A 26,896-nucleotide genomic window follows, 5' to 3' on the forward strand; every position below is an offset into this window, starting at 1 on the left:
AACTTTCCTGCCACATGTGGCAGGAAAGTTCCCATGCTGTTGCCGAGACGGCGAGGAGAGGGTGGATGCTGAGGAAGCGCAGGTCATTGTGGTGGCTGGTCGGCCCGGTCGTGCTGTTCGTAGTGGCACTCCCCCTCTACAACCGCATCGAACCGGTCGTTCTCGGCCTGCCGTTCTTCATGTTCTGGATGCTCATGGGAACCCTGCTGACGCCGGTCTGCGTCTGGCTGGCCGCACGAGGCGATCCGGTTTGGCGAGCCGACCACGAGCGTCGCGACGGGAGTGAGAGCCGATGAGTAACGCTGTCGTCTCGGTCGGCATTTTCGGGTTGTTCATGCTGGCCACCGTGCTCCTGGGGCTGTTGTCGCTCCGGGGCCGGGACCGGTCGAACCTGACGGAGTGGTCGGTGGGCGGCCGCAGCCTTGGCGTCGTACTGATCTTCGTGTTGATGGCCGGTGAGACCTACACCAGCTTCAGCTACCTCGGGGCTGCCGGCTGGTCGTACGACTACGGGATGCCGGTCTTCTACTTGCTGGCATACCTCGCGATCGGCTTCGCGGTCGGATATCTGATCGGCCCCGTGCTGTGGCACTACGCGCACCGGAACAGCCTCCACAACATCACCGACATGGCAGCGCACCGGTTCAGCTCCCCGTGGCTCGGCGCCCTGGTAGCCGTCCTGACCACGGTGTTCCTACTGCCCTACATCCAGTTGCAGATCACCGGAATGGGCGTGGTCGTTTCCACGATCAGTTACGGCACGATCAGCCTCGGCGCCGGGTACGTGATCGCGTTCCTCGTCACGGAATCCTTCATCATATTTTCCGGCCTGCGTGGCAGTGCCTGGGTTTCCGTGCTGAAGGACGCCTTGGTCTTCCTCACGCTGCTGATCGTCTTCGTGTACGTGCCGGTGCACTACTTCGGTGGGGTCGGCCCGATGCTGGAGCGCCTGGTGACCGAACGTCCGGAGTGGTTGACACTCCCGGGACAGGGCGACGAATCGCTGGGCATGCTGTGGTTCGCCACCACAGCAGTGCTCAACGGCGTTGTGTACACCATCTTCCCGACAACGGTGGCGGGATACCTCGGAGCGAAGAATCCGAATGTCCTGCGCAGGAATGCCATGATTATGCCCTTCTACCAGGTTCTGCTGTTCGTGCCGATCCTGCTGGGGCTTGCCGCGATCTTCGTGGTCCCGGGCCTCGCCGATTCGAACCTGGCGATGTTCGAGCTCGTGGTGGACTCGATGCCCGCGTGGTTGGTGGGTCTGATCGGCGTCGCCGGCGCACTGTCCTCAATCGTCCCGATGGCAGTGTTCATGCTGGTGATCGGCACGATGTGGGGTCGATCAGTTCTCGGTGTACACCCGCGAACCGCGTCACGGCAGAAGGAGCTGTCGCAGCTCGTCACGTTCGCGGTGGGTTTGCTGGCTCTCGTGCTCACGTTCCTGTCGCCGAGCACGCTGGTGCAATTGTCGGTGTTGTCGTACCAAGGATTGGCGCAGTTGCTGCCGGTGGTGCTGGTGAGCCTGTTCTGGCGGCGGATGTCGGTCGCAGGCGCGGTTTCCGGGCTCTGCGTGGGCGTGGCGGTGGTCGCCGTTCTGGTCGCCACCGGAAACGATCCGTGGCATGGGGTCAATTCGGGCGTCATCGGACTCGTGCTCAACGTGACGGTCAACATTCTCGTGAGCAAAATCCGGCCGGGTTGGGTACCAGGCGAGCGGATGGCAGCCGACGAACTCGCCGAACAGGCCGGAACACGCTAACCGCGATGTTCCTGCGCGGTGGTGCTCACCCCGAAGTGGTTGCCACCGGAAGGATTGCCACCGATATCCACCGGCCCTCGGGGTACTGGACGTGCTTCCGGCAGCCAGCGGGAGGCGATCTCGAAGGATGCGTCCATCAGTTCTCCGACGTGTTCGAACGAGTACGGCGACAAACCCACCACTGATGGCGCGGGCAACACGTACAGGTCGCACCGTGCCGCGTTCAGCTGCAGATCGAGCCGGGCCGCCGAGACCATCGCCGCACCCAGAGCCGCCCCGTTGACCCCGCCGACCGACCGGGGTGGCGACTTCGGCGGTGGCCACGTGGCGATTGCTCCGATACCGCGCGTTTTCCTGCGGTTGACGACGAACGGTTCGGTCCCGCCGCATGGGAGGACGAACACCCGGTCGGCCCCGCGTTCCACAGCGCGGCTGACCGGCATGAACGCGGCGGGCCCGCCATCGACCAGCCAGCGCCCCGCGACCTGCACCGGCGGGAACATGCCCGGTATCGAGCACGAGGCGACCAGAGCGGGCAACGCGGGACCGCGCTCGAAGTACACCGGGTCGCCGTTGTCGACGTCAGTGGCCGTGACGGTCAACGGCACCGCCGCGTGCTCCAACCTGCGGTAGGGCAAGGTCCTGTTCAGCCAGTCAGCCAGCCCGTGACTGGTCATGACGTGGTTCGACAACCCCATCTTGCCCGCGAGGATGCGCAGGGGTTGAATCGGGAAGACATCGGTGCGCCGCAGCCTGGTCCAGAGCTCGCGGAGTCGAGCGGCGCCGGTGGTAGACGGATCACCGGCCAGCCACGCGGCGTTAAGGGACCCTACTGAGGTCCCGACGAGCAGATCCGGCTCGACTCCCCCGTCGATCAACGCTGTGACCAGGCCAGACTGAATCGCTCCGAACGTGGATCCACCCGGAAGCACCCATGCTGTGCGCATCGGCAAGTCCTCTCTGCGGTCCCTCCTCCGGTTCGAGCCTAGCCAGGTCGCGGTGATTCGCCCGTCAGTCCGCGCCGGGGTGTCCGCGACGTCGTCCGCGTTTGATCTCGCCGCGGTGCTTCTTCGCGGCCAACCGCCGTTCGCGTACGGCTCTGCTGCGTTTCGTCGGTTTGCGGGTGGGCGGTGGTGGCTGGACAGCTTCGGCGAGGGCAGAGGCCAGCCGCCGGCGTGCGACCGCGCGGTTTGCGCGTTGCGTGCGGTGCTCGGATGCGCTGAACGGTCAACTTCCCGGCAGAGATTCGGTTCGCGAGCTGCGCGGCGACGCGCGGCCGATAGGTATCGGGGATCGAGGTGGACCCGGCCAGATCGAAGCTGAGTTCGACTCGCGACTCGGTGGTGTTCACGCCTTGACCACCAGGTCCGGAAGATCGGGAAAAGCGCTCGGAGAGTTCTGCCGCCGGAATTGTCCAGCGCCGGGTGACAGGCAGGTCTGCGGACACTTCCCCAGGATCGCGCACAACGGATGCCGACACCGCGAGCAGACCGTGCAGCATGGGAACTTTCCTGTCACATGGGACAGGAAAGTTCCCATGCTGCGGCGCTAGGCGGGGCCGGGGTGCCAGGGGGTTGTTCCGCCGGGGATTGGTGCTTCCGGGTCGTACGGGGTGCGGGTGAAGATGAACGTGTTCAGGTCGAGGTGGCTGGGTTTCCCGTCTGCACCGCGGCCCACCGCGAGGCGCTCACCCCGGTAGTAGCCATCGAGCCCAGTCCACGTGCCGTCACCGTTGTCGCGGAACCGCGACGCTCGGCCCCGGCCCCGCAACGGAGCCAGGTCCAGCATTCCGTCCGGCAGCACGCGGAGCACGAACGGACTCGGCCCCCAGTACCACTGTCCGGTGATCTCCAAGGCCCGTTCGTCGATGTGCTCCGCGGGTCTCCACGTCTCCGGGATGGGCGGCTCGTGCTCGTCGAGCAGGTCCAGCAGGTCGGTGGTGAAGCTACCGGCGACACCGGCCGTCGTGTTCGCCATGAAGATCACCCCGGTCGATTCATCCGGGTCGGCCCACAGCGTGGCCAGGAATCCGGGCATGGATCCGGTGTGCCCAGCGAGCCTGCGGCCCCGGTTGCGGGTGAGTTGCATGCCCAGGCCGTATCCCGCTCGCCATTCGCCACCGTCGTCCACGGCTCCGGGTGCGCGCATCTCTTCGACGGTCGCCGGATGCAGGACGTCGCCGCTGTCGCCAGCTGCGAAGCGCACCCAACGGGCCATGTCGTCGAACGTGGACCAGTACTGACCCGCCGGGGCCATGGCTCTCGCGTCTTCAGCAGGTTCGGCGAGCAGCACGTCGGCCCACGGGTGCACTGCGTAGCCCTGCGCGTGCGGAGCGGCCGGCGCCGTCGTGGTCCGGCCCATCTCCAGTGGATCCAGGATCTCCCGCTGCGCGGCCCGGTGCCAGGGTTCACCACGGATGCGGGAGACGAGTTCGCCCAGCACACCGAATCCGGTGTTGGAGTAATGGAAGACGTGCCGCGGGTTCGGGCGCACTGCGTCGTTGTCGATGGCCGCGAGGAACTCGGGCGCCTCGTGCCCCGGAGTTCGCTCCCACCACGGGCCGGCCGGTTCGGCGCGCAATCCGCTGGAGTGCGCGAGGATTTCGCCGATGGGGCGGTTGCCGATCGCGGTACCGGGCAGGTGGTGGTCCAGCGGATCGGCCAGGTCGAGTCGGTCTTCGTCGCGCAAGCGCATGACCAGGACCGCGACGAACATCTTGGTGATGGATCCGACGCGGTACTGGGTGTCGCTGGTCGGCGGTCGCCCCGCTACTTCGCCACGCCCGTCGAACCAGATCGTCGAACCGTCGCGCACCAGGCCCGCCACGAGCGATGGGATCCGGTTGCGGTTCTGCTCCACGGCAAGGCGGCGCACCAGCGCGCGCTGTGTGGTGGGCAGGAGGGTGCTGTGCATGCGGTGATGCTGTCACCCGATCCGGCCGGAAGCCTGCAACAGGTGGTGCTCGGCCTCGGGGCCGGCACGCACGCGAGGCACGCGCAGCACGAAGACCAGTCCGAGTATCCACAGCGCACCGACGAGCAGCCACTCTTGCGGCCACGCCAACGCTGCGGGCATGCCGGGCAGGCAGAGCACGATCAGCCCGCCGCTGAGCACGACGGCCAGTACTCCGACGGTGCGCGCGGGCCCGACCCGGTACGGACGTTCGAGCTGCGGTTCACGTTTGCGCAGCACCAGGAACGACACGCCCACCAGCAGGTATCCGAGCACGATGTTGGTGGATCCCGCGTTGGACAGCCAGGTCAGCATTTGGTCGCCGAAGAAGGGGGAAATGCAGCTGATACCGCCGATGAACAGGACCGCGTTCCCCGGTGTGCGGTACTTCGGGTGCAGGCGCCCGAACCAGGCGGGCAGCATTCCGGAGGACGCCATCGCGTAGATGAGGCGGCTGGCGCCGATCAGCAGGCCGTTCCAGCTGGTGAGAATTCCTGCGATACCGCCGAGGACGAGTACCTGGCCCATCACGGGCGTGCCCCACAGCGCGGTCATGGCGTCGGCGGTCGCGAGTTCGGCCCCCGCTGATTCGTGGCTGGGCAGCGCAAATCCGACGGTCAGCTGCACAAGTACGTACCACGCGGTGGCCAGCACGACGGAGAACACCAGCACATGCCCGATCCTGCGACGGGAGAACGCGGCTTCTTCCGCCGACTGCGGGATGACGTCGAAACCTAGGAACAGGAACGGAGTCACCACCACCACAGCGAGCACTCCGGGAGTGCCGCCGGTGAACAGGGGTTCGGCGTTGACCGGAGAACCTCCGATGAAGAGGCCGAACAACATCGTTGCTCCTACCGCGAGCAGGAACATCACGCCGATGCTCTGGAACACGCTAGCCGGCCGGATCCCGATGTAGTTCACCAAGGTCATGATCGCTGCGCCCAGCACCCCGATGAGCACCCAGGAGCTGTGCACAGGTGATCCGGCGATGGTCCACAGCGTCGGTCCGGGCATGTCGGGCAGCAGGTAGGCGATCGTTTCTGGCAGGGCGACCGCTTCGAACGCGACGACCGAAACGTAGCCGATCACCACGGCCCACGAGGTGACGAAGGCCGGCCGGGCACCCAGGGCCCGCAGCGCGTAGTTGTGCTCTCCCCCTGCTTTGGGCATGGCGGAGACGAGCTCGGCGTAAGTCAGGCCGACGAGGCAGACGATCGCGCCGCCGATAGCGAACGCCAGCGCCGATCCCGCGGTTCCCGCCTGGGCGATGAACTCCCCGGCGAGGACGACCCACCCGAAGCCGATCATGGAGCCGAATCCCACCGCGAGTACATCCTTGCGCCCGAGGACACGCACGAACGAACCGTTGTCGCTCATTTCCCGCTCCACTACGTAGTCACTCTATCGCGCGATGGCGTCACATCCTGGTGCCGCCGAGCGCGCTTGGCAAGAGCTGCATCGTGCAGTGGAGCGCATCGACGTTTCCTGGAGCGTTGCGAGCATGGGAACTTTCCTGTCACGAGTGACAGGAAAGTTCCCATGCTCGCTTCCGGAATCGGATGCGGGCGACAAAAAGGGTGGTGGGTGCGGGTTGTTCCGCGCCCACCACCCTGGGTGGTCAGGTGATCGAGCCGCGTCGGCGCCTGCCGGTTACGGGTTGCCCGGCAACGGCGCCACCGGCACTCCCTCGTGGATCTTGGTCATGGCCTCGAACCACGTGCGGGCAGGCACCTTGCCGCCGTAGATGTTGCCGCCGTCCGTACCGCACAGGAACGGAGGCGCGTCACCACCGCCATCGCAGATGCCTTCGGGGCGGTTGCCGTCAGCGTAGGTGAGCACCGCGCCGGAGAGCTGCGGAGTAGCGGCGAGGAAGGCCGCCGACTTGTGCTCCTGCGTGGTCCCGGTCTTGCCGATCATCGGGCGATTCCACCCGGACGCCTCGGCGGCAGCGCGCGAGGTCCCTTCGGTGTCGTCCTTGCTCAACCCTTGCGCCAACTCGTTGGCGACCTGCGGTGCGACGGCCTGCTCGCAGCCGGGCTCGTTGAGCGGCACCGGGTTGCCGTGCCGATCGGTGACTTCCTCGATCGGCGTCGGCGGGCAGAACACACCGCCGCTCATGATGGTCGCGCCTACGTTGGACAGCTCCAGGACGCTGGTCGGCGTAAAACCGAGCGTGAACGGGCCGAGATTGTTCTGCTTGATGTAGTCACCCTGCGCCGGCCCGTTGGAACCGTCTTCGTCGAGGGTCTGCCCGCTCGTGTTGACCCCGTTCATTCCGGTACGCAGCCCGAGCCTGGACGCCATGTCGACTGCGTTGTTGAGCCCGACCTTCTCCTGCAGCGCCACGAACGTCGTGTTCGGTGATTTGGCCAGCGCCATCTGCAGCGAAGTGGGTCCGGGATCCACACCTTCGGCGTTGCCGACGGTGTAGGGGTTGGTGCCGTTGCTGTAGACCTGCGATGTGTAGGAGGGCGGAACGTCCACGGTGTCGTCGATGCTCATGCCCTGTTCGATCGCGGCCGCAGCGGTGAAGACCTTGTAGATCGACCCGGCGCCGAACGGCTGGACCCTGCTGACGATGTCGTAGGCGGTCTGCCCCTTGCTCGCATCATTGCCGTAGTCGCGGCTGGCTACCAGGGCGCGCACCTTGTGCTTGTCCGTGCCGGGTTCGACCGCGGACATGGCGTTGGCGATGCCGTCGGTCTGGGTCGGCACGTTGTTGCGCGCTGCTTCCTTGGCCGCATCGGTCGCCGTGCGGTCCATGGTCGTGCGCACGGTATACCCACCGGTCTTGAGCTCGTCGCTGTCGAGGCCGAGCTTGTCCAGGTAGTCGACGACGTAGGTGCAGAAGAACCCGTCGGTCGCGCCGTCGCCCACACCGACGCAGCCGTTCGGCGGCCTGCCCAGCGGGGAGAGCACACCGAGCGGTTCCTGCTTGGCGAGCTCGGCGTCCTCCTCGGTGATACGGAGGTTGTTGCGCGGATCGGCCATCAGGTCGATGACCAGGTTGCGGCGTTCCAGCGCGTCTTCGGGGTTGGTGTTCGGGTTCAGCGACCCCGGCTGGTTGACGATGGCGGCCAGCAGGGCGGACTGGGCGATGGTGAGCTGGTCAGGCGAGGTGCCGAAGTAGGTCTGGGCGGCCGCGCCGACGCCGAACGTCTGGTTGCCGAACGGCACGACGTTGAGGTACCCGGTGAGGATCTCCTCCTTGGTCATGGTGCGTTCGAGCTCCAGGGCGATCTTGGCTTCGCGGAGCTTGCGGGCGACCGTGGTTTCCTTGGCCTGCTCGGCCTCCATCTGGTTGTTGGCCGCCACGTGCACGAGGTAGTTCTTCACGTACTGCTGGGTGATCGTGGAAGCACCTTGCGAGGTTTCCCCGCTGCCGATGTTGGTGGCCAGGGCACGGGCCGTGCCGTGCCAGTCGACACCCTCGTGGTCCCAGAAGCGGCGATCCTCGACCGCGGTGATGGCGGCCTTCATCGTGTCCGGAACCTGCTCGGGCTTGGTCTCGACGCGGTAATCGTCGAAGAGGTACGCAAGCGGCTGCCCGTCCTTGTCCGCGATGGTCGACACCTGCGGCATGTCGCGGCGCGCCAAGGACCCCTGCATCCGCGACATCGCATCGGTCGTCTCGTTGACCATCGCCCCCGCGCCGGTGGCCGCGGGCAGCAGTAAGCCTGCCACCAGCACGCCCGCCAGGACGCACAGCCCGAACATCTTCAGTACGCCGCTGCGCACGCCTGCCCCAATCATCAGCTGTCGATGCGACTCGACCAGCACCCGTCCGCGGTGCTCACCCAGATCCCGCCGACCATCCGCTCCATCGCACCGCGGGCTTCGCGCTCCGCAGCACCGGGCCTTCCGGCGTCTACTTCTGTTTGCCGTCAGTCACTTCGTTAATACCACATCGGGCGATCCTCCCGACGCTGCGCCGATTGGCCGACGTGCGAGCGAACAGGGCTCGGACCGCCGGTTGATCACTACACTTGGCGATCATCAAATCGGCTTGGAGGAAGCATGACAGATCCGTTCCTGGAGTCCGTGGCCACCGCACTGGCCGGCCAAGCCGCCGCCGCACTCGGCTCCGCAGGCAAGCAAGCGCTGTCGAAGATCCGGGATCTGGTGCGCAGCAGGGCGGGGGAAGACCCGGAGACGAGTGCAGCGTTGGCAGCCGCAGAGCGGGAAGATGCGGGGCAGCCGGAGGTGACGGCCCTGGCGGAGCGGTTGGACCGTGCGCGCGGGCAGGACAGCGAGTTCGCTGAGCAGCTGCGCGACGCCGGAGAGATCGTGCACAACCAGATCTCGGCCACCGGCGGCGGTGTCGTCAACCACGTCTCGGGCAATGCCAACAAGGTGATCCAGGCGGACCGCATCGAGGGCGGTATCACCTTCAACTGAGCGGTGACACCCGTGGAGAGCGAACCGGTCAGCTACCGCTCCGGTCCTCGGCGGCGTCGAGGCCGGCGAGGTAGCGGTTGTACGCGGCCAGGTCCGGGTCCTCGTCGGAGTCGACGGGCGGCGCGGGCGGCGGAACGAGCGGACGGTTGACGCGCCGCCCACCGCGGTGATCGGGGGCGGGGTTGTCGGCGTCCTGCGCGGGGGACGGTTCGACGCCCTCGGCGGACGGGGTGTCGGCATGCATGTCCATCCGGATCATCCGGATCCACAGGAAGATGGTGAACGCTCCGAACAGGGGCCACTGCAGCGCGTAGCCGAGGTTCTGGAAACTTCCTCCCGCCTCATGCGCCCGGTCCCACTGCCACACGGTGAAGAACCCCGTGGCGATGGTGGCCACCAGGAACAGCACGTGCAGGAGCAACCAGCGGGTGGTCAACAGCCTGCGATGCACACCGACGATTCTAGGGCAATCCGGTGTCGATCGACGTGCCGGTGACGCGCGGGCGCTGACAGCATGGGAACTTTCCTGTCACAGGTGACAGGAAAGTTCCCATGCTGTCACCTGGAACGGGAGGCGAGGGGGATGCAGAGGAGGATGAGGGTGGCTGCGGCGGCGAAGGCGGTTGGATAGCCGGAGAGTGTGATGAGCATCCCGAATCCGACGGACCCGAGTCCGTTGCCGCCGTCGTAGGCGATGTTCCAGGCGGTACTGGCCGTTCCGGAACTGGTCGTATCGAACATCGCGACGAGGGTGACGTTCTGCATCGCCCCGAACCCGGCGCCGAGCAGAGCCGCACCCGGGACGGCCAGTGCCGACTCATCGCCGGCCCCGACCGCGACGAGCGCCGCGCCTAGCCCCGCGAGGAGCACCGAGGGCACGAGAACCTGGCGGCGCCCGGCCCGGTCACCGATCTGCCCGGCCAGCCACCGACCGAGGAGGGTGGTGGCGCCGAACGCCAGCAGCGCCACCGAGGAGGTTCCGGAACCGACCGCCAGCGGCAGGAACGCGACGAGACCGCCGGCTGCGAGCGCCCCGGCGGTCATCGTGGCCCAGGGCGACAGCAGCGCCCGCGGGAAACGGCCGCTCGCGCGGGGCCCGCGGCTGGTGGTGCGCGCGATGCCGAACGCCATCGCGGCGGTGGCGGCGGGGACGAGTCCGGCGGTCCAGAACAGGGCCTGGAAGCCGATGTGCTGGGCGAGCCATACCCCGGCGGGCAGGAATGCGACGTTGGGCAGCCCGACGGCCAGTCCGTACAGACCGGCGGCCCGTCCGCGGACGGCGGGTGGGACGAGTTCGGCGACCAGCGCACTGCCGGCCACGGTGAGCAGACCGAATCCGATTCCGCGGACCCCGGAGATGGCGAGCAGCCCTGGGAGCTGCGCGGTCGCGGCGTACAGCGGGGCGGGCAGCCCGATCAGCAGCACGCCGAGCCCGAGCGCCGTCCGGTGCTCGATCCGGGCCAGCAACCATGGCATGCCCAACTGGGTCAGCACCGTGACCAGCATGAAGGTTCCGTTGACCGCGCCGGCCGCGAGTTCGCCGGCACCGCCGCGCACCGCCCACATCGCCACGATCGGCAGGAGCAGCACGTAGCCGGTGAATCCGCCGAGGGTGCATACCAGCAGCAGGAGGAACGATCTGCTGCGCAGCGGGGTAGGCGGCGCGACCGGGGCGGGTGGATGCATCAGTTCTTCCTAGGTCCCGGCAACCACCGCTGTCCAGCGCCGGAATAGGACGCGTGCTCCGGGATGTCCACCTCCCGACTGATTGTGCGCTGCTCGCACGTCGGCTTGGCTCTTCGGCACGACGACCCGAGGAGTTGTGCATGCACCGGATGCGAACGCTGGCACTGCTGGCCTGCGCGGCGACCGCTTCTGCGGTGGTTCCCGCGGCGAGCGCGCCCGAAACCCGAGCTGCCCCACCCCCGTGCAGCGAGGAGCCGCGGGAGAACCCGATCTCGGAGTTCACCAGCTACGACGAGCTGCTGGTGGAGCTGGACCGCATCGAGCGGGTCAGCCAGGGGCGGGTTGCGGTGGACGCGGTGGGCGAGTCGAACCGGGGCCGGGACATGGTGTTGGCGCGGGCCGGAGACGGACCGAAGGTGGTGTTCGTCACTGCGGAGATCCACGGCAACGAGAAGACCGGGCCGGACGGGATTCTGGATCTGCTGGACTACGTCGGCACTTCCGGTTCGAGCGAGGCGCAGCGCATCCGCTCCGAGCTGACAATCGTGGCGATGCCGAAGATCAATCCGGACGGTGCGGCACTGGACCGGCGCGGCAACGACATGACCTGGCAGGAGGTGCAGCAGCGGTTCCCGCAGCTGGCGGGTGCGGCCGAGCCGTGGAACTACTACACGGACCAGCGGCAGGGCGATGACTACGCGCACCGGCCGGGTTTCGATGTCAACCGCGATTACCACCCGGATCTGGACTACGAGCCGGATCCGGCCGACTTCCCGGGCGACAGTGCCGCACCGGGATGGTTCCTCAGCCCGGAGACGCGCACGGTGCGCGACGTCTACACCGGGCTGCAGCGCGAGTTCGGCGACGTGGACACCTACATCGATCTGCATCACCAGGGGGCGTGCTACACGGTGGCGGGAACGGACCGGTTGGTGACGATGAGCCTGTCCGGGAAGTTCGTGCAGGATCCGGCTGCGCAGGGATCGGGGTACGCGCGGTTCGCGGACGGGTTCCGGCAGGACTATTCCAAGCAGCTCAATGTCGCCGCCTACGACTCGCTGCAGGAGGCGGCGGGCCGGAATCCCGATTTCGGCAACATCACCCTCTACCCGCAGGACATCGATCTGCCGGGGACCGGGTTGGGCGCGTTCCAGCTCAACGGCAGCGGTGCGGTGCTGTTCGAGGTGCGCGGGCAGACCCAGACGTTGGGCGAGCGGCACCGGGAGATGCTCACCGAATCCGTCTACATCGGATTGAGCGGGATCGTGTCCGCCGTGGCCAGCGGGGAGGTCGAGCAGCTGGACCCGGCCGACTACGACCGGATCCCGCCGACAGATCGCGGCCCGGAGACCGGGTCCAGGGTGGACATCGAGCAATGAGACCGGTCAGCGGGCGAGATCGTCCAACGCCTGTTCGGCGGAGGCGAGTTCGGCCCGCAGTTGTTCGACGCGTGCCCGCTGCTGTTCGCGGGCCGCGTCGATCAGCGGTTCCACCGCGGCGGCGACGTCCTCGTGCAATGCTTTCGCGGCTTCGGCGACCGCGTTCGGCGACACCTGGGTGGGCCGGACGCTCCGCTTCTTGCCGGTGAGCACCTCCACCGTCCACTGGCCCGCCTCGTCCGCGGTGAGCGTGACCGTGGCGCCGGACGGACGCGCAGGCCGCTTGCCCGAGGATGCCTTGCTCGCCGGGGTTTTTCCGGAGTCGCCGCCCGCAGCCGACGTGCCGGAACTCGCGGACGGCGCGGCGCCACCTCGATTGCCGGACGCCTTCGAGACGCCGGATTTTCCGTTGGTGGACGGCGTTTCGGCCGACGTCCGGCCCGCCGGGCAACTCTCGCCCGACCGGGTGGCGGACCCAGTGCGCGCGGTGGTGGTACCGCCGTTCTCGGTCGCCGCGGCGGCGGTGGTGGCGGAGCGCTTGCGCGCGGGCTTGACCTGAGTGACTTCTGCCGCGGAGAAGGACAGCACGTCCTTGGAGCCGGCAGGGCGGACCTGGATGAAGTCCCCCTCGGCAGGTTCACCGAGGGACACCACCTTGCCCGAACGGCCTTCCGACACGCCCACCGCGGAACCGGTGAACCACACGGTGGGCGTGCCGCCGGCTGCGAGCTCGTCGCGGATGCTGCGCAGTTCCGGTGCGGACAGCGAGGACATCGGCACCCCTTGCTCAAGGGTGACCCGTTCTCGAACCGGGGTGCGACTCAGGAGGAATCCGGCGCGCCGGGCGATTCGAACCGGGACGTTCGACAGGGACGGATCGAAGTGTATCGAACGCCCGTGCGAAGGATCAACTGCGGTCGGCCGCGGTGATCTCGTAGTCCTCCGGTGCCGCCTTGCGCGTGCGGTACCAGTACTTGAACGTGAACCCGGGCCACACGGTGCGGTTGACTCCCTGCTCGTCCAGGTACCAGCTCTGGCAACCGCCCGCCGACCACACGGCGCCGGTGAGCTCGGACTGGATCTCGCTGTTGAACTCGTCCTGCACGTCCTGCCGGACGTCGAGGTAGCCGATGTCGCCGCGGCAGATCGGGCGCAGGCAGCTGAGCACGTAGTTGATCTGCGACTCGATCATGAACACGACCGAGTTGTGCCCCAGCCCGGTGTTCGGCCCGAGCAGGAAGAACAGGTTCGGGTAGCCGGACACGGTGATGCCGAGATGGGCTTCCATGCCGTTGCGCCAGGTGTCCTGCAGCTTGCGGCCTTCGCGGCCGCGGATGTCGAGGTGGTCGAAGGCGTCGGTGACGTGGAATCCGGTGCCGAAGATGATCGCGTCCACCTCGTGCTCCCGCCCATCGGCGGTGACCACGGAATTCTCCCGGACTTCGGAGACCCCGTCGGTCTCCAGGTTCACGTTGGAACGGTTCAGCGCCGGGTAGTAGTCACTGGACAGCAGGATGCGCTTGCAGCCGATCGCGTAGTCCGGGGTGACCGCCTCGCGCACCCGCGGGTCCTTGATGGCCTTGCGGATGTAGCGCTTGGACAACCATTCGGCGAGCTTGCCGAGGCGCTGATTGAACACCATGAAGTAGCGCGCTTCGAGGACCCAGTACAGGACGTTGCGCGCGGCGCGCTGGACTCCGGGGACGCGACGGAACCACTTGCGCACCTTCGGCGGGATCGGCCGGTCGGGTTTGGGCTGGATCCACGGGGGTGTGCGCTGGAACAGATGCAACCGCTCGGCCTGCTTGGCCACCTGCGGCACGAACTGGATGGCGCTGGCGCCGGTGCCGATCACGGCCACGCGCTTGCCGGACAGGTCGTAGTCGTGGTTCCAGTCGGCGGAGTGGAACATCTCGCCCTGGAACCGTTCGAGCCCGTCGAGTCGGGGATAGCTCGGGATGTGCAGCGCGCCGACCCCGGAGACGAGGGCGCGGCCGACGTACTCGGTGCCGTCACCGGTGCTGACCCGCCAGGTGCGGTGCTGCTCGTCGAACTCGGCGCCGGTGAATTCGACGCCGTAGTGGATGTGCTCGCGCACGCCGTATTTGTCGGCGCAGTGCTGCAGGTACTCGGAGATCTCCCCCTGCTGGGCGAACATGCGCGACCAGTTGGGGTTCTGCTCGAAGGAGAAGGAGTACATCAGCGAGGGGACATCGCAGGCGCATCCGGGATACGTGTTGTCCCGCCACGTGCCACCGAGATCCTCGGACTTCTCCAGCACGATGAAGTCGTGGATACCCGCCTGCTTGAGCCGGATGGCCATGCCCAGCCCGGAGAACCCGGTTCCCACGATCACCACTGATGTCGTGTAGCTGCGCTGGTCCCGCGACTGCCGTTGCACCATGAGCCCCTCCTCGACCACCGGGCGCGACACTTACCAGCTAGTAGCTTACTACGAGTAGGTTACTTGCGGTAGGGTGTTTTCGTGACTGCACGGCATGCCGACGGCGTCGGCGGAGGACCCGCCAAAACCCACCGGAAGCTCTCCCGGGCACAGCGGGAGCAGCAGATACTCGCCGTCGCCGAGCAAGTCTTCGCCGCCGACGGGTACCAGGCATCGTCGATGGACGAGATCGCCCGGCGCGTGGGCCTGTCCAAACCGATGCTCTACGAATACTTCGGCTCCAAGGAAGGCCTGCTGCTGGCCTGCCTGGAACGCGCCAAGCGCGAACTGCTCGACGCGACCACCGCCGCTGCGGCCGATGCCGCCGGCCCCGAACAACTCGTGCACGACTGCCTGCTCGCGTTCTTCACGTTCGGCGACGAGCACTCGCTGGCGTGGGAACTGCTGCGCAACGAATCCGCACTGCCCGCCGCCTCGGTCAACTCCGGCCTCGAAGCCATCCGCAAGCAGCAGATCCAGTTCACCGCTGACCTGCTCGGAGCCGCACGCCCGGACCTCGGCGCCGATCGACTCGAAGCCTTCGCCGAAGCCATCATCGGCGCGTGCGAACGACTGGCCCTCTGGCGCGAGCAACAGCCGGACATCACCCCGGAGAAGGCCACCGAACACCTCATGGCCCTGATCACGCCAAGCCTCACCCAAGACCTGTGAGCCGGTGCGAGCATGGGAACTTTCCTGTCACGAGTGACAGGAAAGTTCCCATGCTCCAGCTTTGACTCGGGGTTGGGCTCACGCTTTCGGGTTGTTGGGGGTTGTGTGCATCAAGATCGACTCCGCGTGCACCGATAACCCGCGCGTCGGTCGTTCTTGCCCCGCGCCGGGTGAACTCGGTCCCGCAGCTGCGCACAGCCCGTCTGTTCCGGACCGGACGGCCGGACCAACACGCCAGACCCAAGGAGAACTGACTTTGCATCCCTGGACCACGCGCACCGTCAAAGCAGCCGTTGTGGCCGCGGGATTCGCCGCAGTCGGGACCGGGACCGCCGCAGCGGCCGATGAGCCCGAGCTGACCAAGCCGGACCTTTCCTCCGTGCCGGACGAGATCGGGTTCAAGGCTCCGATCAACGCCTGCTCGATGCAGGAGCAGCCCGGATTCGGATCGACGAAGGCTCCCTGCGCGGACGCCGAGCTGTACGCGAAATCCCCGAACCTGGTGAAGAAGGTGGGTACGGACATCACCCGCGCCGGCCACGGCGTCGCCGACGAACTGCGCGCCGAGGGGCCGCTGCTGACGCCGGAGAAGCCGAGCCGGATCACCGGCCACCTGGTCAACGGTGCCGCCGAGATCGAACAGGCCACCAAGGCCCGGCCGACCGTCGGCGGTTCGGCCACCCCGGATCACCTCGGCCTGCTCACCGAGCACACCGAGAACGCCGAACTGCTCGACGCGGAGATCGGGCCGCGGGGACCGCAGCACTCGGGTACCTCCGCGCTGGACACCGCGGTGGAACTGACCGCGGCGCAGGGCTATTCGACTGAGCCGGTTGCCGAGCCGGTCGGTGCGGTGATGCCACTGCTGGAGAACAACCCGCTGCAGACCTCTCGTGAACCGGTCACCGTCGAGCCGCTCGAAGAAACCGTTCCCGCTGCGCAGAACGCACCCGTGGTGTCCGAGTTGGATGACGCGGCGAATTCCCTGGTCGACGGTGCGGGCCGCGAGCTCGGCAACGCGCTGCCGGACCAGCCCGCTCCGCTCGGCTGACCAGCACGACTTCGGCGAGGTGGCCCCGGCTTCGATAGCCGGGGCCACCTCTCTGCGCCGGGACGGCATTGCTGCGCACAGCGTCGCGCACGGAGCGTGCTCTCCGCGGCCCGCTGCGTGATGCTCGATACAGCCCGCTCCCACAGGGCTGTTGCCGGAGTCCCGATGGGTAGCCTGATGTGCATTCGAGCGCATCGAAAACCGAGGTGAGCGAGGCAATCCGTGGAAGCGCCGCAGAACTACGACGCGTTGGTGGGCGTGCTGCACGACCGGTTGAACACGCTGACCCGGTCGCAGCGGTTGCTGGCTGAGCGGATCATGTCCGATCCCGAAGGGGTCGCGTTCATGACGGTCAGCGAGCTCGCCGACGCGGTGGACGTCAATGAATCCACCGTCGTCCGGTTCGCCTCCAGCCTCGGTTTGGACGGCTACCCCGGCCTGACGCGGTTGTGCCGGCAACGCCTGCAGGAGCAAGCCCAACTGCTGCGCCGGCTGTCGAACCTCGAATCGGTGGTGGACCACGACCGCGATCCGCTGGAGCTGGCAACCAGCTACGACCAGGCGAATCTCGCCCGCAGCGCGTCCAGAGTGGACCGGCCGAGCTGGGACGGCGCGGTCCAGGCACTCGGCAATGCCCGCGGTGTACACGTGATGGGACTGCGGAAGTGCTTCGCTCCCGCCTTCCTGCTGGGCTACCTGCTGCGTCTCGTCCGGGACGAGGTGGCGGTGCTGGGGCAGACGCCGGGGATGTTGACCGACGAACTGCGTCGGGTTGCGCCCGGTGACTGCTTCGCGGCCTTGTCGATCCACCGGTACAGCACCGACACGGTGCGCGCGTTCAGTATCGCCAAGCGCCGCGGTGCGACCACCGTCGCACTGACCGACAACCCGGCCTCGCCCCTCGCCGGCGATGCGGACCACGTCTTCTACCTGGACACCACCGGTGTTTCGGTGTTGCGGTCGTTGACCGCGTTCACCTCGGTAGTGCAGGCATTGGCCACGGAGGTCGCCGCCGCGCGAGGGGCTCAGGCACGGTCCGCCTTGCTCGTCGAGGAAGAACTCCTCGACGAGTTCGGCGTCTACACCGGTTCCGACATCAGGCGGCAGTCGCCCTGACGATCCCGGCGTCGGGCTCGCCTTCGTCGAAGCTCTCCCCGGCCTTGGCCCTGCTGACCAGCGAGGCCGGTGGCTCGAACCGTTCGCCGTACCGGGCGGCGAGTTCCTGGGCGCGAGCGACGAAGCCGGCGAGGCCACCCGGGTAGCCGTTCATGTACTGCACCACCCCACCGGTCCAGGGCGGGAAACCGATCCCGAAGATCGAGCCGATGTTGGCGTCCGGAACCGACCGCAGCACCCCTTCGTCCAGGCACTTGACCGTTTCTAGCGCCTCGACGAACAGCATCCGCTCCGTGAGGTCTGCCAACTCGACTTCCGGAGCGGTATCGGCCGCGAAGTGTTCGGACAGGCCCGGCCACAGCCCGACCCGCTTGCCATCCTCGTAGTCGTAGAAGCCGGCACCGCTGGAACGCCCCTTGCGCCCGAACTCGTCGACCATGCGGTCCAGCACGCCTTCGGCAGGGTGCGGAACCCAGGTGCCGCCGGCGTCCTCCACCGCCCGCTTGGTCTCGTCGCGGATCTTGCGCGGCAGCGTGAGTGTGAGCTCGTCGAACAGCTGCAGCACGGGGGCCGGGAAACCGGCCTGCGCGGAAGCCTGCTCGATGGAGGCCGGGGCGATCCCCTCGGCCAACATGGCGACGCCTTCGTTGACGAAGGTACCGATCACCCGGCTGGTGAAGAAGCCCCGACTGTCGTTGACGACGATCGGCGTCTTGTTGATCTGCTGCACCACGTCGAACGCCTTGGCCAGCGCGTTGTCGCTCGTGCGTTCACCACGGATGATCTCGACCAGCGGCATCTTGTCCACCGGTGAGAAGAAGTGCAGCCCGATGAAGTCCTCGGGCCGCTGCACTCCCTCCGCGAGCGTGGTGATGGGCAGCGTGGAGGTGTTGGAGGCGATCAGCACGTCGTCGCCGAGAACCTGCTGCACCTCGGCGTAGACCTGGTGCTTGACCGTCGGGTCCTCGAAAACCGCCTCGATGACCAGGTCGCAACCCGCGAGGTCGGCGGCATCGGCGGTCGGGGTGATGCGGTCGAGCAGTTCGCCGCGCTGCTGCTCGGTGGACCGACCCTTGCTGACGGCCTTGTCCATCAGCTCGACCGAGTACTGCTTGCCCTTGTCCGCCGCGTCCCGGGTGACGTCCTTGATCACGACCTGCATCCCGGCCTTGGCGCAGACGTGCGCGATGCCTGCGCCCATCATGCCGCCGCCCAGGACGGCGACCTTGCCGGCCTTCCACTCGGGTTCGCCGTTCGGACGGCTCCCCCCGGAGTTGATGTGCTGCAGGTCGAAGAAGAACGCCTTGCTCATGTTCTTCGAAGTCTGCCCGCAGACGAGTTCGACGAAGTAGCGCCCCTCGATCGTCAGCGCGGTGTCGAAGTCCACCTGCGCGCCCTCCACTGCGGCGCACATGATGCTGCGCGGCGCCGGCAGCGGAGCTCCCTTGAGCTGCTTGCGGAGGTTCGCCGGGAAGGCGGGCAGGTTCGCCGCGAATTTCGGGCTGGCGGGCGTACCACCGGGGATCTTGTGCCCACCGCGGTCCCACGGCTGCACGGCTTCCGGATTGGCCTTGATCCAGTCCTTGGCGGCGCCGAGCAGCTGTTCTGGGGTGTCGACGAGTTCGTCGACGATCCCGTTCTCCACGGCCTTCTCCGGGCGCAGCCGCTGCCCCTGCAGCAGCAGGTTCAGCAGCGCGTCGGCGATGCCGAGCATCCGGACGCTGCGCACCACGCCACCGCCGCCGGGCAGCAGTCCCAGGGACACCTCGGGAAAGCCGAATCGGGCTCCGGACTTGTTCAGCGCGATCCGGTGGTGGCAGGCCAGTGCGATCTCCAGGCCGCCACCGAGCGCTGCTCCGTTGAGCGCGGCCACGACCGGGACGCCCAGCGTTTCGAGCTTGCGCAGTTGCGCCTTGACCGAGGCGGTCGACGCGGCGACCTGCGCGGCGTCGTCCGGACCTGCCTGCACGAGTTCGCGGAGGTCGCCTCCGGCGAAGAAGGTGTTCTTGGCGGAGGTGAGGACCACGCCGGTGATGGTGTCGCGTTCGGCCTCCAGGCGGGCCAGCGTCTCGTCCATGGAGCGCTGGTAGCGCCCGTTCATGGTGTTGGCCTGCTGTTCGGGATCGTCCAGGGTGAGCACGACGATGCCGTCTGCGTCGGACTCCCAGCGGATGGTGTTCTGCTCGCTCATGTTCGTTGTCCTTCAGCCGATCCGTTCGACGACAGTCGCGATGCCCATGCCACCGCCGATGCACAGGGTGGCGAGTCCGAAGCGCTGGTTGCGGCGGTCCAGCTCGTCGATGAGGGTGCCGAGGATCATCGCCCCGGTGGCGCCGAGCGGGTGCCCCATCGCGATGGCACCGCCGTTGACGTTGACCTTGTCGGCGCTGACGCCGAAGTCCTTCATGAACTTCATCGGGACGGCGGCGAACGCCTCGTTGATCTCGACGAGGTCGATCTCGTCGATGCTCATTCCGGCCTTGTCCAGCACCTTGCGCACGGCGGGGCCGGGACCGTTAAGCATGATCGTGGGGTCAGCTCCGCTGAGCGCGGTGGCCACGACGCGCGCCCTGGGACGCAATCCGGTGCGTTCGCCGAGGCTCTCGCTGCCGATCAGCGCCAGGGCGGCACCGTCCACGACGCCGGACGAGTTGCCCGCGGTGTGCACGTGGTCGATGCCCTCGACCCAGTGGTACTGCTGCAGCGCCACCGCGTCGAAACCGCCCATTTCGCCGATGTCGGCGAAGGACGGCTTGAGCCCGCCGAGGGCGTCGGCGGTGGTACCGGGCCGGATGTGCTCGTCGCGGTCGAGCACGGGCAGGCCGTTGCGGTCGGTGACCGGCACGATCGAGCGCCCGAAGCGCTCATCGGCCCATGCCTTGGCGGCGCGGGTCTGCGATTCGGCGGCGTAGGCATCGACCGCGGCGCGGTCGAAGCCCTCGATGGTGGCGATGAGGTCGGCGCCGATCCCCTGTGGGACGAACGAGGTTTCCAGGTTGGTCTCCGGATCCATCGCCCAGGCTCCGCCATCGCTGGCCATGGCCACGCGGGACATGGATTCGACGCCGCCGGCCAGCACGGCGTCCTCCCACCCGGACCGGACTTTCTGCGCGGCCAGGTTCACGGCTTCCAACCCCGATGCGCAGAAGCGGTTGACCTGCGCTCCGCTGACCGTTTCGGGCAGACCGGCGGCGAGTGCGGCGGTCTTGGCGATATCACCGCCCTGGTCACCGACCGGGGTCACGACACCCAGGACCAGGTCGTCGATCAGCTCGGGGTCCAGGTCGGGGTGCCGGCGCCGCAGCTCCTCGACGAGACCCACGACCAGGCTGATCGGTTTGATCCCGTGCAGCGCCCCGGATTGCTTACCGCGACCGCGGGGAGTGCGGATCGCGTCGTAGACGAACGCCTCGGACATGTTGTGGCGTGCCTCCTCGTTGCGGCAGGTGCTCCACTCAAAGTGTGACACCGGCACTGTCATAGTCAATGCCCACCGCGCCGACCGGACGGGATCGCGTGGACGTGGACGTCAACGACTGCGCGCCCGGCGCGCAACGCGCGGACACACCGAACCGTGCCCCCGGGGCACGCAGTCATGGGGACGCCCGAGCAGACGTTGGCGGAACAACGCAGCCCGCCAACGGCCCCGACATTCATGATCCACGACCGAACAACCGTTCGCATCATTCGATCAGGGAATATTCGCACCGCGCAGGTGTCCGTGCCGCAGCGGATCACGCACGAGGACCGCGCCACGCACCGGGCCGACCCCGCCCGCCGGGGCGGAACACCCGGCACGCGTCAGGAGCCCAGCAGCGACCCCGCCCCCAGCCCGCGGATCGAGGCGTCCAGCACCTGAACGGTATGCGCCATCGCCAGCTGCTCACCGCTGCGCTCGAACGAGGACCGGATCTGCATCGAGCACCCCGGGTTCGCGGTGACCAATAGCTGCGCACCGGTATCGCGCACATTGGCCGCCTTGCGGTCACCGAGTTCGCCCGCCGTCTGCGGGTTGAGCAGGTTGTACACGCCCGCGGAGCCGCAGCACAGCTCCGGCCGGTTGATCTCGCGCAGCTCCAGACCGGGGATGGCGCGCAGCAGTTCGCGCGGCTGGCTGCGGATGCCCTGGCCGTGCGCGAGGTGGCAGGCGTCGTGGTACGCGACGCTGACCGGGATCGGGTGCCGTTCGGCGACGGGCCCCAGCTCGGTGAGCAGTTCGCTGATGTCGCGCACCCGCGAGGCGAAGTGCTCGGCGCGCCGGGCGTATTCGGGGTCGTCGCGCAGCAGGCGGGGGTATTCCTTCAGCGTCGAGCCGCATCCCGCGGAGTTGATGACCACGTAGTCCACCTCGGCCTCGGCGAAGCGGTCCAGCAGTCCGCGAGCGAACCGCTCGGCCTCCTGCTCCCGCCCGGAGTGCTCGCTCAGCGCCCCACAACAGCCCTGGCTGGGCGGGATCACCACGTCGCAGCCCTCCGCGGCGAGGATGCGGGCTGTCGCGGCGTTGACGTCCGGGAAGAAGGCGTCCTGCACGCATCCGGTCACCATGCCCACCACCGCGCGCCTGCGCCCCCGCGCCGGAACCCGGTGGCCGAGCGCAGGCGCACGCCGGACCGGCGGAGCCAGCGATTCCATCATCTGCAGGTGCGCGGGAAGCTTGTTGAGCAGGCCGCTGCGGTGCACCAACCGCTTGAGCCCGGTGCGCTGGTACAGCGCCAGCGGGACGCGGGCGGCGCGCATGCGCCGGGGGTACGGGAACATGGCGAAGATCGCCGCGCGCAGCGCACGGTCCCAGCGACGGCGTTCGTGCCGACGCTCCACCTGCGCACGGGTCTCGGTGATCAGCGTGCCGTACTGCACCCCGGACGGGCAGGCGCTGACGCAGGCCATGCAGCCCAGGCAGGCATCGAAGTGACCGACCATGTTGTCGGTCATCGGCTCGCCTTCCAGCCCCTCCTTCATCAGGTAGATCCGCCCGCGCGGAGAGTCCATCTCCTCACCCCACAACTCGTAGGTGGGGCAGGCGGGCAGGCAGAACCCGCAGTGCACGCAGTCGTCGATGAGGTTGCGTTGCGGCGGGTTGAACGCGTCGAAGGCGCCGAGGGGATCGCTGGTCATCGAGTTCCTCCCACGTGCCGTCCGGGGGCGAGGTTGTGCTGCGGGTCGAATTGGTCCTTCGTGCGGCGCAGCAGAGCACGCAGTCCGGCGGAACCGTCGCCGAACGGGTCCGCGAGCGCGTGCACGGCGGCGGGGGCACGCTCGATCGCGGCGTAGTCGCAGTCCGCGCGCAGCTGGGTCAGCAGCTCGGCCACATGTTCGGCGGGGGCGTCACCGGGCAGGCCCAGATGCAGCACCCCGAGTCCGGCGGCGCCGCGCACCGCTGGAGGCACCGGGCTCTCCTCCGCCAGCCGCAGCAGCCGGTCCACCCGGGCGGGGGCGAAGCCGACGCGGATGCCGATGCCGGTCGCGGGATCGAACGGGTAGGCGGCCCACCAGGGCGGTGCCGCGTCGAGGACCCGGCCGCCGAGGCGGTCGGCGAGGTGCTGCGCGCGGCTTCCGGTGGCGTCGGCCCTGCCCTCCAGCTGGGCGCAGACCTCGGCGGGAGCACCGGGAGCGGGCCGGTCGATCTCCACGGCGGTGGGCATGGCCTGCGACCTGCGCACCGCCTCAGCGGCGGTGGCGGCATCGGCGGGGTCGGGACAGGTGATCGACACCCAGCGGTGCTCTTCGGCCAGCGGGTGCAGCCGGAAGATCGTCTCGGTGATGACGCCGAGCGTCCCCCAGGAACCGGTGTAGAGCTTGCCGAGGTCGTACCCGGCGACGTTCTTGACGACCTTGCCGCCGGAGGTGGCGACGGTCCCGTCGGCCAGGACGGCGGTGATGCCGATGAGCAGGTCGCGCACGCCGCCGAACAGGTGGCGGCAGGGGCCGCCCGCGGCGGTGGCCACGATGCCGCCGAGGGTCGCCCCGGGCAGCGGGTGGTCGATGGCCAACTGCTGCCCCGCGACGCGCGTCGAGGCGTTGACCTCGGACAGCGGCGTGCCCGCGCGGGCGTGCACGACGAGATCGCCGGCGGCGTGCTCGCGCACACCGGTGTTCGCCGAGGTGTCCAGCAGCACGTCGGCGCCGGTGGGACGAGCGCCCCAGTCGAGCTTGCTGCCGGATCCCTTCGGCACGACGGCCAGCCCGTGCTCGCCGCACAGGCGCAGCGCTGTCGAGATCTGCTCGGTGCTGCTGGCGGTGACGATCCATCGCGGGGTCCGGCCCGCGGCGGACGTCCCGGGGTCGGCCGGTCGGACGTGTGCTGTGCCGAGTGCGGAGGTGAGCGCCTCGCCGGCGGCGTCGTGCGTGGTGCTGACCATCAGAACTGATCCGCCAATCCTGCTTCGGTGAGCGGGTGCACGCCGCGGCGGGGCCCGGGGACTTCGCCGCAGAGCCGGGGCGTCGGGAAGACCTTGCCCGGGTTGCACAGGTTCGCCGGGTCGAAAGCACAGCGCACGCGTTGCATCGTGTCGAGGTCGTCGGCGGTGAACATGCGTCCCATGTAGGTGACCTTGTCGGCGCCGACACCGTGTTCGCCGGTGATCGAGCCGCCGCGCTCCACGCACAGGTCGAGGATCGCGCCGGAGACGGCTTCGGCCTGCTCCTCGGCACCGGGAACCGAACCGTCGAACAGCACCAGCGGGTGCAGGTTGCCGTCCCCGGCGTGGAAGACGTTGGCCACGCGCACCCCGGACTCGGCCGACAGCGCGGAGATCCGGCCGAGCACTTCCGGCAGCGCGGTCCGCGGGATCACACCGTCCTGCACGATGTAGTCGGGGCTGATCCGGCCGACCGCGGCGAAGGCGGATTTGCGCCCTTTCCAGATGGTGGCGCGTTCGGCGTCGTCGGCGGCGACGCGGATCTCGAAGGCGCCGTGCTCGTCGCAGTGCCGCTTGACCTGCTCGAAGGTGTGCGCGACCTCCGCCGCGGGCCCGTCGAGCTCGATGACCAGCACCGCACCGGCCCCTGCCGGGTATCCGCACTGCACGGCCTGTTCGGCTGCCTCGATGGACAGCGCGTCCATCATCTCGATGGCGGCAGGCGTGACGCCGTCGGCGATGATCGCCGAGACCGCCGCGCCCGCTTCGTCGGTGGAGGGGAATCCGGCCAGCAAGGTCTGCACCGCTTCGGGGGCGCGCAGCAGCCGGACGGTGATGGCGGTGACCACGCCGAGCGTGCCCTCGCTGCCGATGAACGCGCCGAGCAGGTCGTAGCCGGGGGCTTCGCGGCTGCCGCCGAGTTCGAGCAGTTCGCCGTCCGGGGCCACGACCTCCAGCCCGAGGATGTGGTTGGTGGTGAACCCGTACTTCAGGCAGTGCGCACCGCCGGAGTTCTCGGCGACGTTGCCGCCGACGGAGCAGACCTGCTGGCTGGAGGGGTCCGGGGCGAAGTAGTAGCCGTCGGCGGCCACAGCGCGGGTGACGTCGAGGTTGATGACCCCGGGCTGCACGACGGCGCGTTCGTTGGCCAGATCGATGTGCAGGATCTGCCGCATCCGCGCGGTGACCAGCAGGACGCCTTCGGCGTGCGGGAGCGCTCCGCCGGACAGGCCGGTGCCGGAGCCGCGGGCGACGAACGGGACGCCGTTGTCCGCGCAGGCGCGCACCACGTGCTGCACCTGCTCGGCGGTCTCGGGAAGCACCACGACCGCGGGGATCACGCGGTAGCTGGCCAGCCCGTCGCATTCGTAGGTGCGCAGCTGTTGGGGGTCGGTGATCAGCGAGTCGGGCCGGAGGATCTCGCGGAACCGGTTGATGACGTGATCGAGCGCGCCCGGACGGGATTCGGTCGATTGCATGCTCGGCCCTCCGAGAGCTTCCGCATTACGAAATCGCTATTCCGTACGTAGGAACCCTAGGCTGCCGCGGAGCATGGATACAAGGGGTGGCCAAGATTCGGATCCGGTACGACCACCACCGCCTGCAGCCCCGGCACCACGCGAGCGGCCAAGCCCGTTCCCGCAACGGAACCGCGATCACCGCTCCCCCGCATTGTGCCTCGAATCACATGGCGGCCGCTGACTCCGCAGGCCGGATCAGCCGGAGACGAGCAGGGCCGGCACGTACTGCTCGGCGGCGGTGAGCGAACCGTGCTGACCGAGGAGCTTCGATTCGTTCGGCTCGACCACCGACCGCACCACCCCGCCCTCGCGCAGCACCGCCAGCACGTCGCCCACGCGCGATCGGACCCGGCCGGGGACCACCGGCCCGAACCAGCCGCGCTCGACCGCTTCCACACCGGACAGCACCGCGCCTGCCGAACCGATGCGCTCCCGCCAGCGGTCCAGCACCTCGTCGGCAGCCCCCGGTTCGGCGTAGACGTGCCGGGCGCGGGACTCCCCACCCAGCAACCGGACACCGGACAGCAGCTCGGGCTCGGCGTCGACATCGATCAGCGCCGAGCTCGGCATCGGCACCATCCCGTGGTCGGCCACCACCGCCAACACCGCTGCGCTCGGCAGCCGCTGCGCGATCCCCTCCACCAGGCGGTCGACCTGCGCCAGCTGCAACCGCCACGGCTCCGAGCCGGGACCGTGCACGTGCCCGAGCAGATCCAGGTGACCGTGGTAGCCGTAGCACAGCGCCGGTCGCGCCGTCCGGGTCGCCGACAGCAGTTCGGCGGCCAAGTCGCCCGCAGCCCGCACACCGCGCAACTGGGCCCCGCGCAGCGCCGCCCGGGTCAGCCCGGTACCGCGGAACTCCTCCGGCACCGCGATCCGCGCATCGACCCCGGCCTCGGCAGCGAGCTCGAAAGCCGTGGGCAACGGCTGCGCCCGCTCCGGCGGCCACTCCGCCAGCACGTCGCGCCGCTGCCCGGCGGCATCGCGAGCGCACCAGCTCAACGGGTGCAGCAACTCCCCCGGCAGGCCCGCGAAGGTGTAGCCGACCATGCCGTGCTCGCCGGAAGCGCGCCCCGTGCCCAGCGAGGCGATGCTGGTCGTCGTCGTGGTCGGGAAGCCCGCCGTCAGCGGAGGCGCCGTGGCCAGCGAAGCCAGGAACGGGGCATCGGCGGCGTGGCTGCGCAGCAGGTCCCAGCCCATGCCGTCCACCAGCAGCACCAGCACCGAGCGGCAGCTGCCGAACCCGATCGTGTCGGCGAATCCGCGCACGCCCAGCGCCGCCAGCGCCGACGGCAACACATCGGGCAGTCCGCGTCCCCGCGCATCCGGTGCGACGATCCAGTCCACGTGCCCTGCCTTCCGGCCGGCCCACCTGCAGCACCAGCAACCGCCCCCGCATCATCCGGGCGGCCACGTCCGCATCGTCGCACGGCGGTGACAGCATGGGAACTTTCCTGTCACCGGTGACAGGAAAGTTCCGATGCTGCAATCAGCCTCACAGGCCCATGGAACGTCCGATGATCTCCTTCATGATCTCGGTGGTCCCGCCGTA

Annotated in this window: 21 protein-coding genes and 1 pseudogene; 7 read left to right on the top strand and 15 right to left on the bottom strand. The window is 68.5% G+C overall.

Annotated elements, in window-relative coordinates:
• Positions 1-65: 65 nt before the first annotated feature.
• Both IQ251_RS15105 and IQ251_RS15110 read left to right on the top strand, forming a co-directional pair.
• On the top strand, positions 66-296 hold the full coding sequence (locus IQ251_RS15105; protein WP_193929229.1) for a DUF3311 domain-containing protein: 231 nt from the start codon (positions 66-68) through the stop codon (positions 294-296).
• Positions 293-1,765: a sodium:solute symporter family protein gene (locus IQ251_RS15110; protein ID WP_193929230.1), complete on the top strand. Its 1,473-nt coding sequence runs from the start codon at positions 293-295 to the stop codon at positions 1,763-1,765. The genes IQ251_RS15105 and IQ251_RS15110 overlap by 4 nt, the downstream gene beginning before the upstream one ends.
• On the opposite strand, the gene IQ251_RS15115 is transcribed toward IQ251_RS15110, so the two are convergent.
• The 5 genes and pseudogenes from IQ251_RS15115 to IQ251_RS15135 all read right to left on the bottom strand — a co-directional run bounded on the left by IQ251_RS15115 (position 1,762) and on the right by IQ251_RS15135 (position 8,473).
• The gene (locus IQ251_RS15115; protein ID WP_193929231.1) at positions 1,762-2,712 is read right to left on the bottom strand and encodes a patatin-like phospholipase family protein; all 951 of its coding nucleotides are present in this window, start codon (positions 2,710-2,712) and stop codon (positions 1,762-1,764) included. The two genes, IQ251_RS15110 and IQ251_RS15115, sit on opposite strands and share 4 nt — an antisense overlap.
• A 64-nt stretch (positions 2,713-2,776) precedes the next feature.
• Positions 2,777-3,212 (bottom strand): annotated as a pseudogene (gene arfB, locus IQ251_RS15120) (alternative ribosome rescue aminoacyl-tRNA hydrolase ArfB).
• A gap of 101 nt (positions 3,213-3,313) precedes the next feature.
• Positions 3,314-4,678: a serine hydrolase domain-containing protein gene (locus IQ251_RS15125; protein ID WP_193929232.1), complete on the bottom strand. Its 1,365-nt coding sequence runs from the start codon at positions 4,676-4,678 to the stop codon at positions 3,314-3,316.
• A 12-nt stretch (positions 4,679-4,690) separates the two neighbouring features.
• On the bottom strand, positions 4,691-6,097 hold the full coding sequence (locus tag IQ251_RS15130) for an APC family permease (protein ID WP_193929233.1): 1,407 nt from the start codon (positions 6,095-6,097) through the stop codon (positions 4,691-4,693).
• A 273-nt stretch (positions 6,098-6,370) separates the two neighbouring features.
• Complete coding sequence (locus IQ251_RS15135; RefSeq protein ID WP_228047026.1) at positions 6,371-8,473, bottom strand: transglycosylase domain-containing protein; 2,103 nt, start codon at positions 8,471-8,473, stop codon at positions 6,371-6,373.
• 264 nt (positions 8,474-8,737) lie between these two features.
• Here IQ251_RS15135 and IQ251_RS15140 point away from each other — a divergent pair, with 264 nt between their 5' ends.
• Entirely contained in the window at positions 8,738-9,118 is a 381-nt protein-coding gene (locus tag IQ251_RS15140; RefSeq protein ID WP_193929234.1) for a hypothetical protein, read from the top strand.
• A gap of 28 nt (positions 9,119-9,146) precedes the next feature.
• Here IQ251_RS15140 and IQ251_RS15145 read toward each other — a convergent pair whose 3' ends face one another.
• Both IQ251_RS15145 and IQ251_RS15150 read right to left on the bottom strand, forming a co-directional pair.
• Positions 9,147-9,569, bottom strand: coding sequence for a hypothetical protein (locus tag IQ251_RS15145; RefSeq protein WP_193929235.1), 423 nt, complete (start codon positions 9,567-9,569; stop codon positions 9,147-9,149).
• A gap of 107 nt (positions 9,570-9,676) precedes the next feature.
• A complete protein-coding gene (locus IQ251_RS15150) occupies positions 9,677-10,804 on the bottom strand; it encodes an MFS transporter (RefSeq protein WP_193929236.1) in 1,128 nt (375 codons plus the stop codon).
• Positions 10,805-10,944: 140 nt separating this feature from the next.
• Between IQ251_RS15150 and IQ251_RS15155 the strand changes: the two genes are divergently transcribed.
• Positions 10,945-12,183, top strand: a complete 1,239-nt coding sequence (locus IQ251_RS15155) for a M14 family zinc carboxypeptidase (protein WP_370591418.1) — start codon at positions 10,945-10,947, stop codon at positions 12,181-12,183.
• Positions 12,184-12,189: 6 nt separating this feature from the next.
• Here IQ251_RS15155 and IQ251_RS15160 read toward each other — a convergent pair whose 3' ends face one another.
• Positions 12,190-12,957 carry a DUF6319 family protein gene (locus IQ251_RS15160; protein ID WP_193929237.1) on the bottom strand — a complete coding sequence of 256 codons (768 nt, stop codon included), beginning with the start codon at positions 12,955-12,957 and terminating at the stop codon, positions 12,190-12,192.
• 133 nt (positions 12,958-13,090) lie between these two features.
• A complete protein-coding gene (locus IQ251_RS15165; protein WP_193929238.1) occupies positions 13,091-14,587 on the bottom strand; it encodes a flavin-containing monooxygenase in 1,497 nt (498 codons plus the stop codon).
• 81 nt (positions 14,588-14,668) lie between these two features.
• Here IQ251_RS15165 and IQ251_RS15170 point away from each other — a divergent pair, with 81 nt between their 5' ends.
• From IQ251_RS15170 to IQ251_RS15180, 3 genes are all read left to right on the top strand, one after another.
• Positions 14,669-15,298 carry a TetR/AcrR family transcriptional regulator gene (locus IQ251_RS15170; protein ID WP_193929239.1) on the top strand — a complete coding sequence of 210 codons (630 nt, stop codon included), beginning with the start codon at positions 14,669-14,671 and terminating at the stop codon, positions 15,296-15,298.
• A gap of 256 nt (positions 15,299-15,554) precedes the next feature.
• Positions 15,555-16,349, top strand: coding sequence for a hypothetical protein (locus IQ251_RS15175; RefSeq protein ID WP_193929240.1), 795 nt, complete (start codon positions 15,555-15,557; stop codon positions 16,347-16,349).
• A gap of 222 nt (positions 16,350-16,571) precedes the next feature.
• Positions 16,572-17,465, top strand: coding sequence for a MurR/RpiR family transcriptional regulator (locus tag IQ251_RS15180; RefSeq protein WP_370591419.1), 894 nt, complete (start codon positions 16,572-16,574; stop codon positions 17,463-17,465).
• On the opposite strand, the gene IQ251_RS15185 is transcribed toward IQ251_RS15180, so the two are convergent.
• From IQ251_RS15185 to IQ251_RS15210, 6 genes are all read right to left on the bottom strand, one after another.
• Positions 17,446-19,656: a 3-hydroxyacyl-CoA dehydrogenase NAD-binding domain-containing protein gene (locus tag IQ251_RS15185; RefSeq protein ID WP_193929241.1), complete on the bottom strand. Its 2,211-nt coding sequence runs from the start codon at positions 19,654-19,656 to the stop codon at positions 17,446-17,448. The two genes, IQ251_RS15180 and IQ251_RS15185, sit on opposite strands and share 20 nt — an antisense overlap.
• 12 nt (positions 19,657-19,668) lie before the next feature.
• On the bottom strand, positions 19,669-20,883 hold the full coding sequence (locus IQ251_RS15190; RefSeq protein ID WP_193929250.1) for an acetyl-CoA C-acetyltransferase: 1,215 nt from the start codon (positions 20,881-20,883) through the stop codon (positions 19,669-19,671).
• Between the two features lie 383 nt (positions 20,884-21,266).
• Positions 21,267-22,580, bottom strand: coding sequence for a (Fe-S)-binding protein (locus IQ251_RS15195; protein WP_193929242.1), 1,314 nt, complete (start codon positions 22,578-22,580; stop codon positions 21,267-21,269).
• Positions 22,577-23,824: an FAD-binding oxidoreductase gene (locus tag IQ251_RS15200; RefSeq protein ID WP_193929243.1), complete on the bottom strand. Its 1,248-nt coding sequence runs from the start codon at positions 23,822-23,824 to the stop codon at positions 22,577-22,579. Before IQ251_RS15200 ends, IQ251_RS15195 begins: the two co-directional genes overlap by 4 nt.
• On the bottom strand, positions 23,824-25,302 hold the full coding sequence (locus IQ251_RS15205; protein ID WP_193929244.1) for an FAD-linked oxidase C-terminal domain-containing protein: 1,479 nt from the start codon (positions 25,300-25,302) through the stop codon (positions 23,824-23,826). Before IQ251_RS15205 ends, IQ251_RS15200 begins: the two co-directional genes overlap by 1 nt.
• A gap of 237 nt (positions 25,303-25,539) precedes the next feature.
• A complete protein-coding gene (locus tag IQ251_RS15210; RefSeq protein WP_193929245.1) occupies positions 25,540-26,691 on the bottom strand; it encodes an alkaline phosphatase family protein in 1,152 nt (383 codons plus the stop codon).
• Positions 26,692-26,896 lie beyond the last annotated feature (205 nt).

The sequence above is a fragment of the Saccharopolyspora montiporae genome (genome assembly GCF_015209505.1).
Lineage (GTDB): Bacteria > Actinomycetota > Actinomycetes > Mycobacteriales > Pseudonocardiaceae > Saccharopolyspora > Saccharopolyspora montiporae.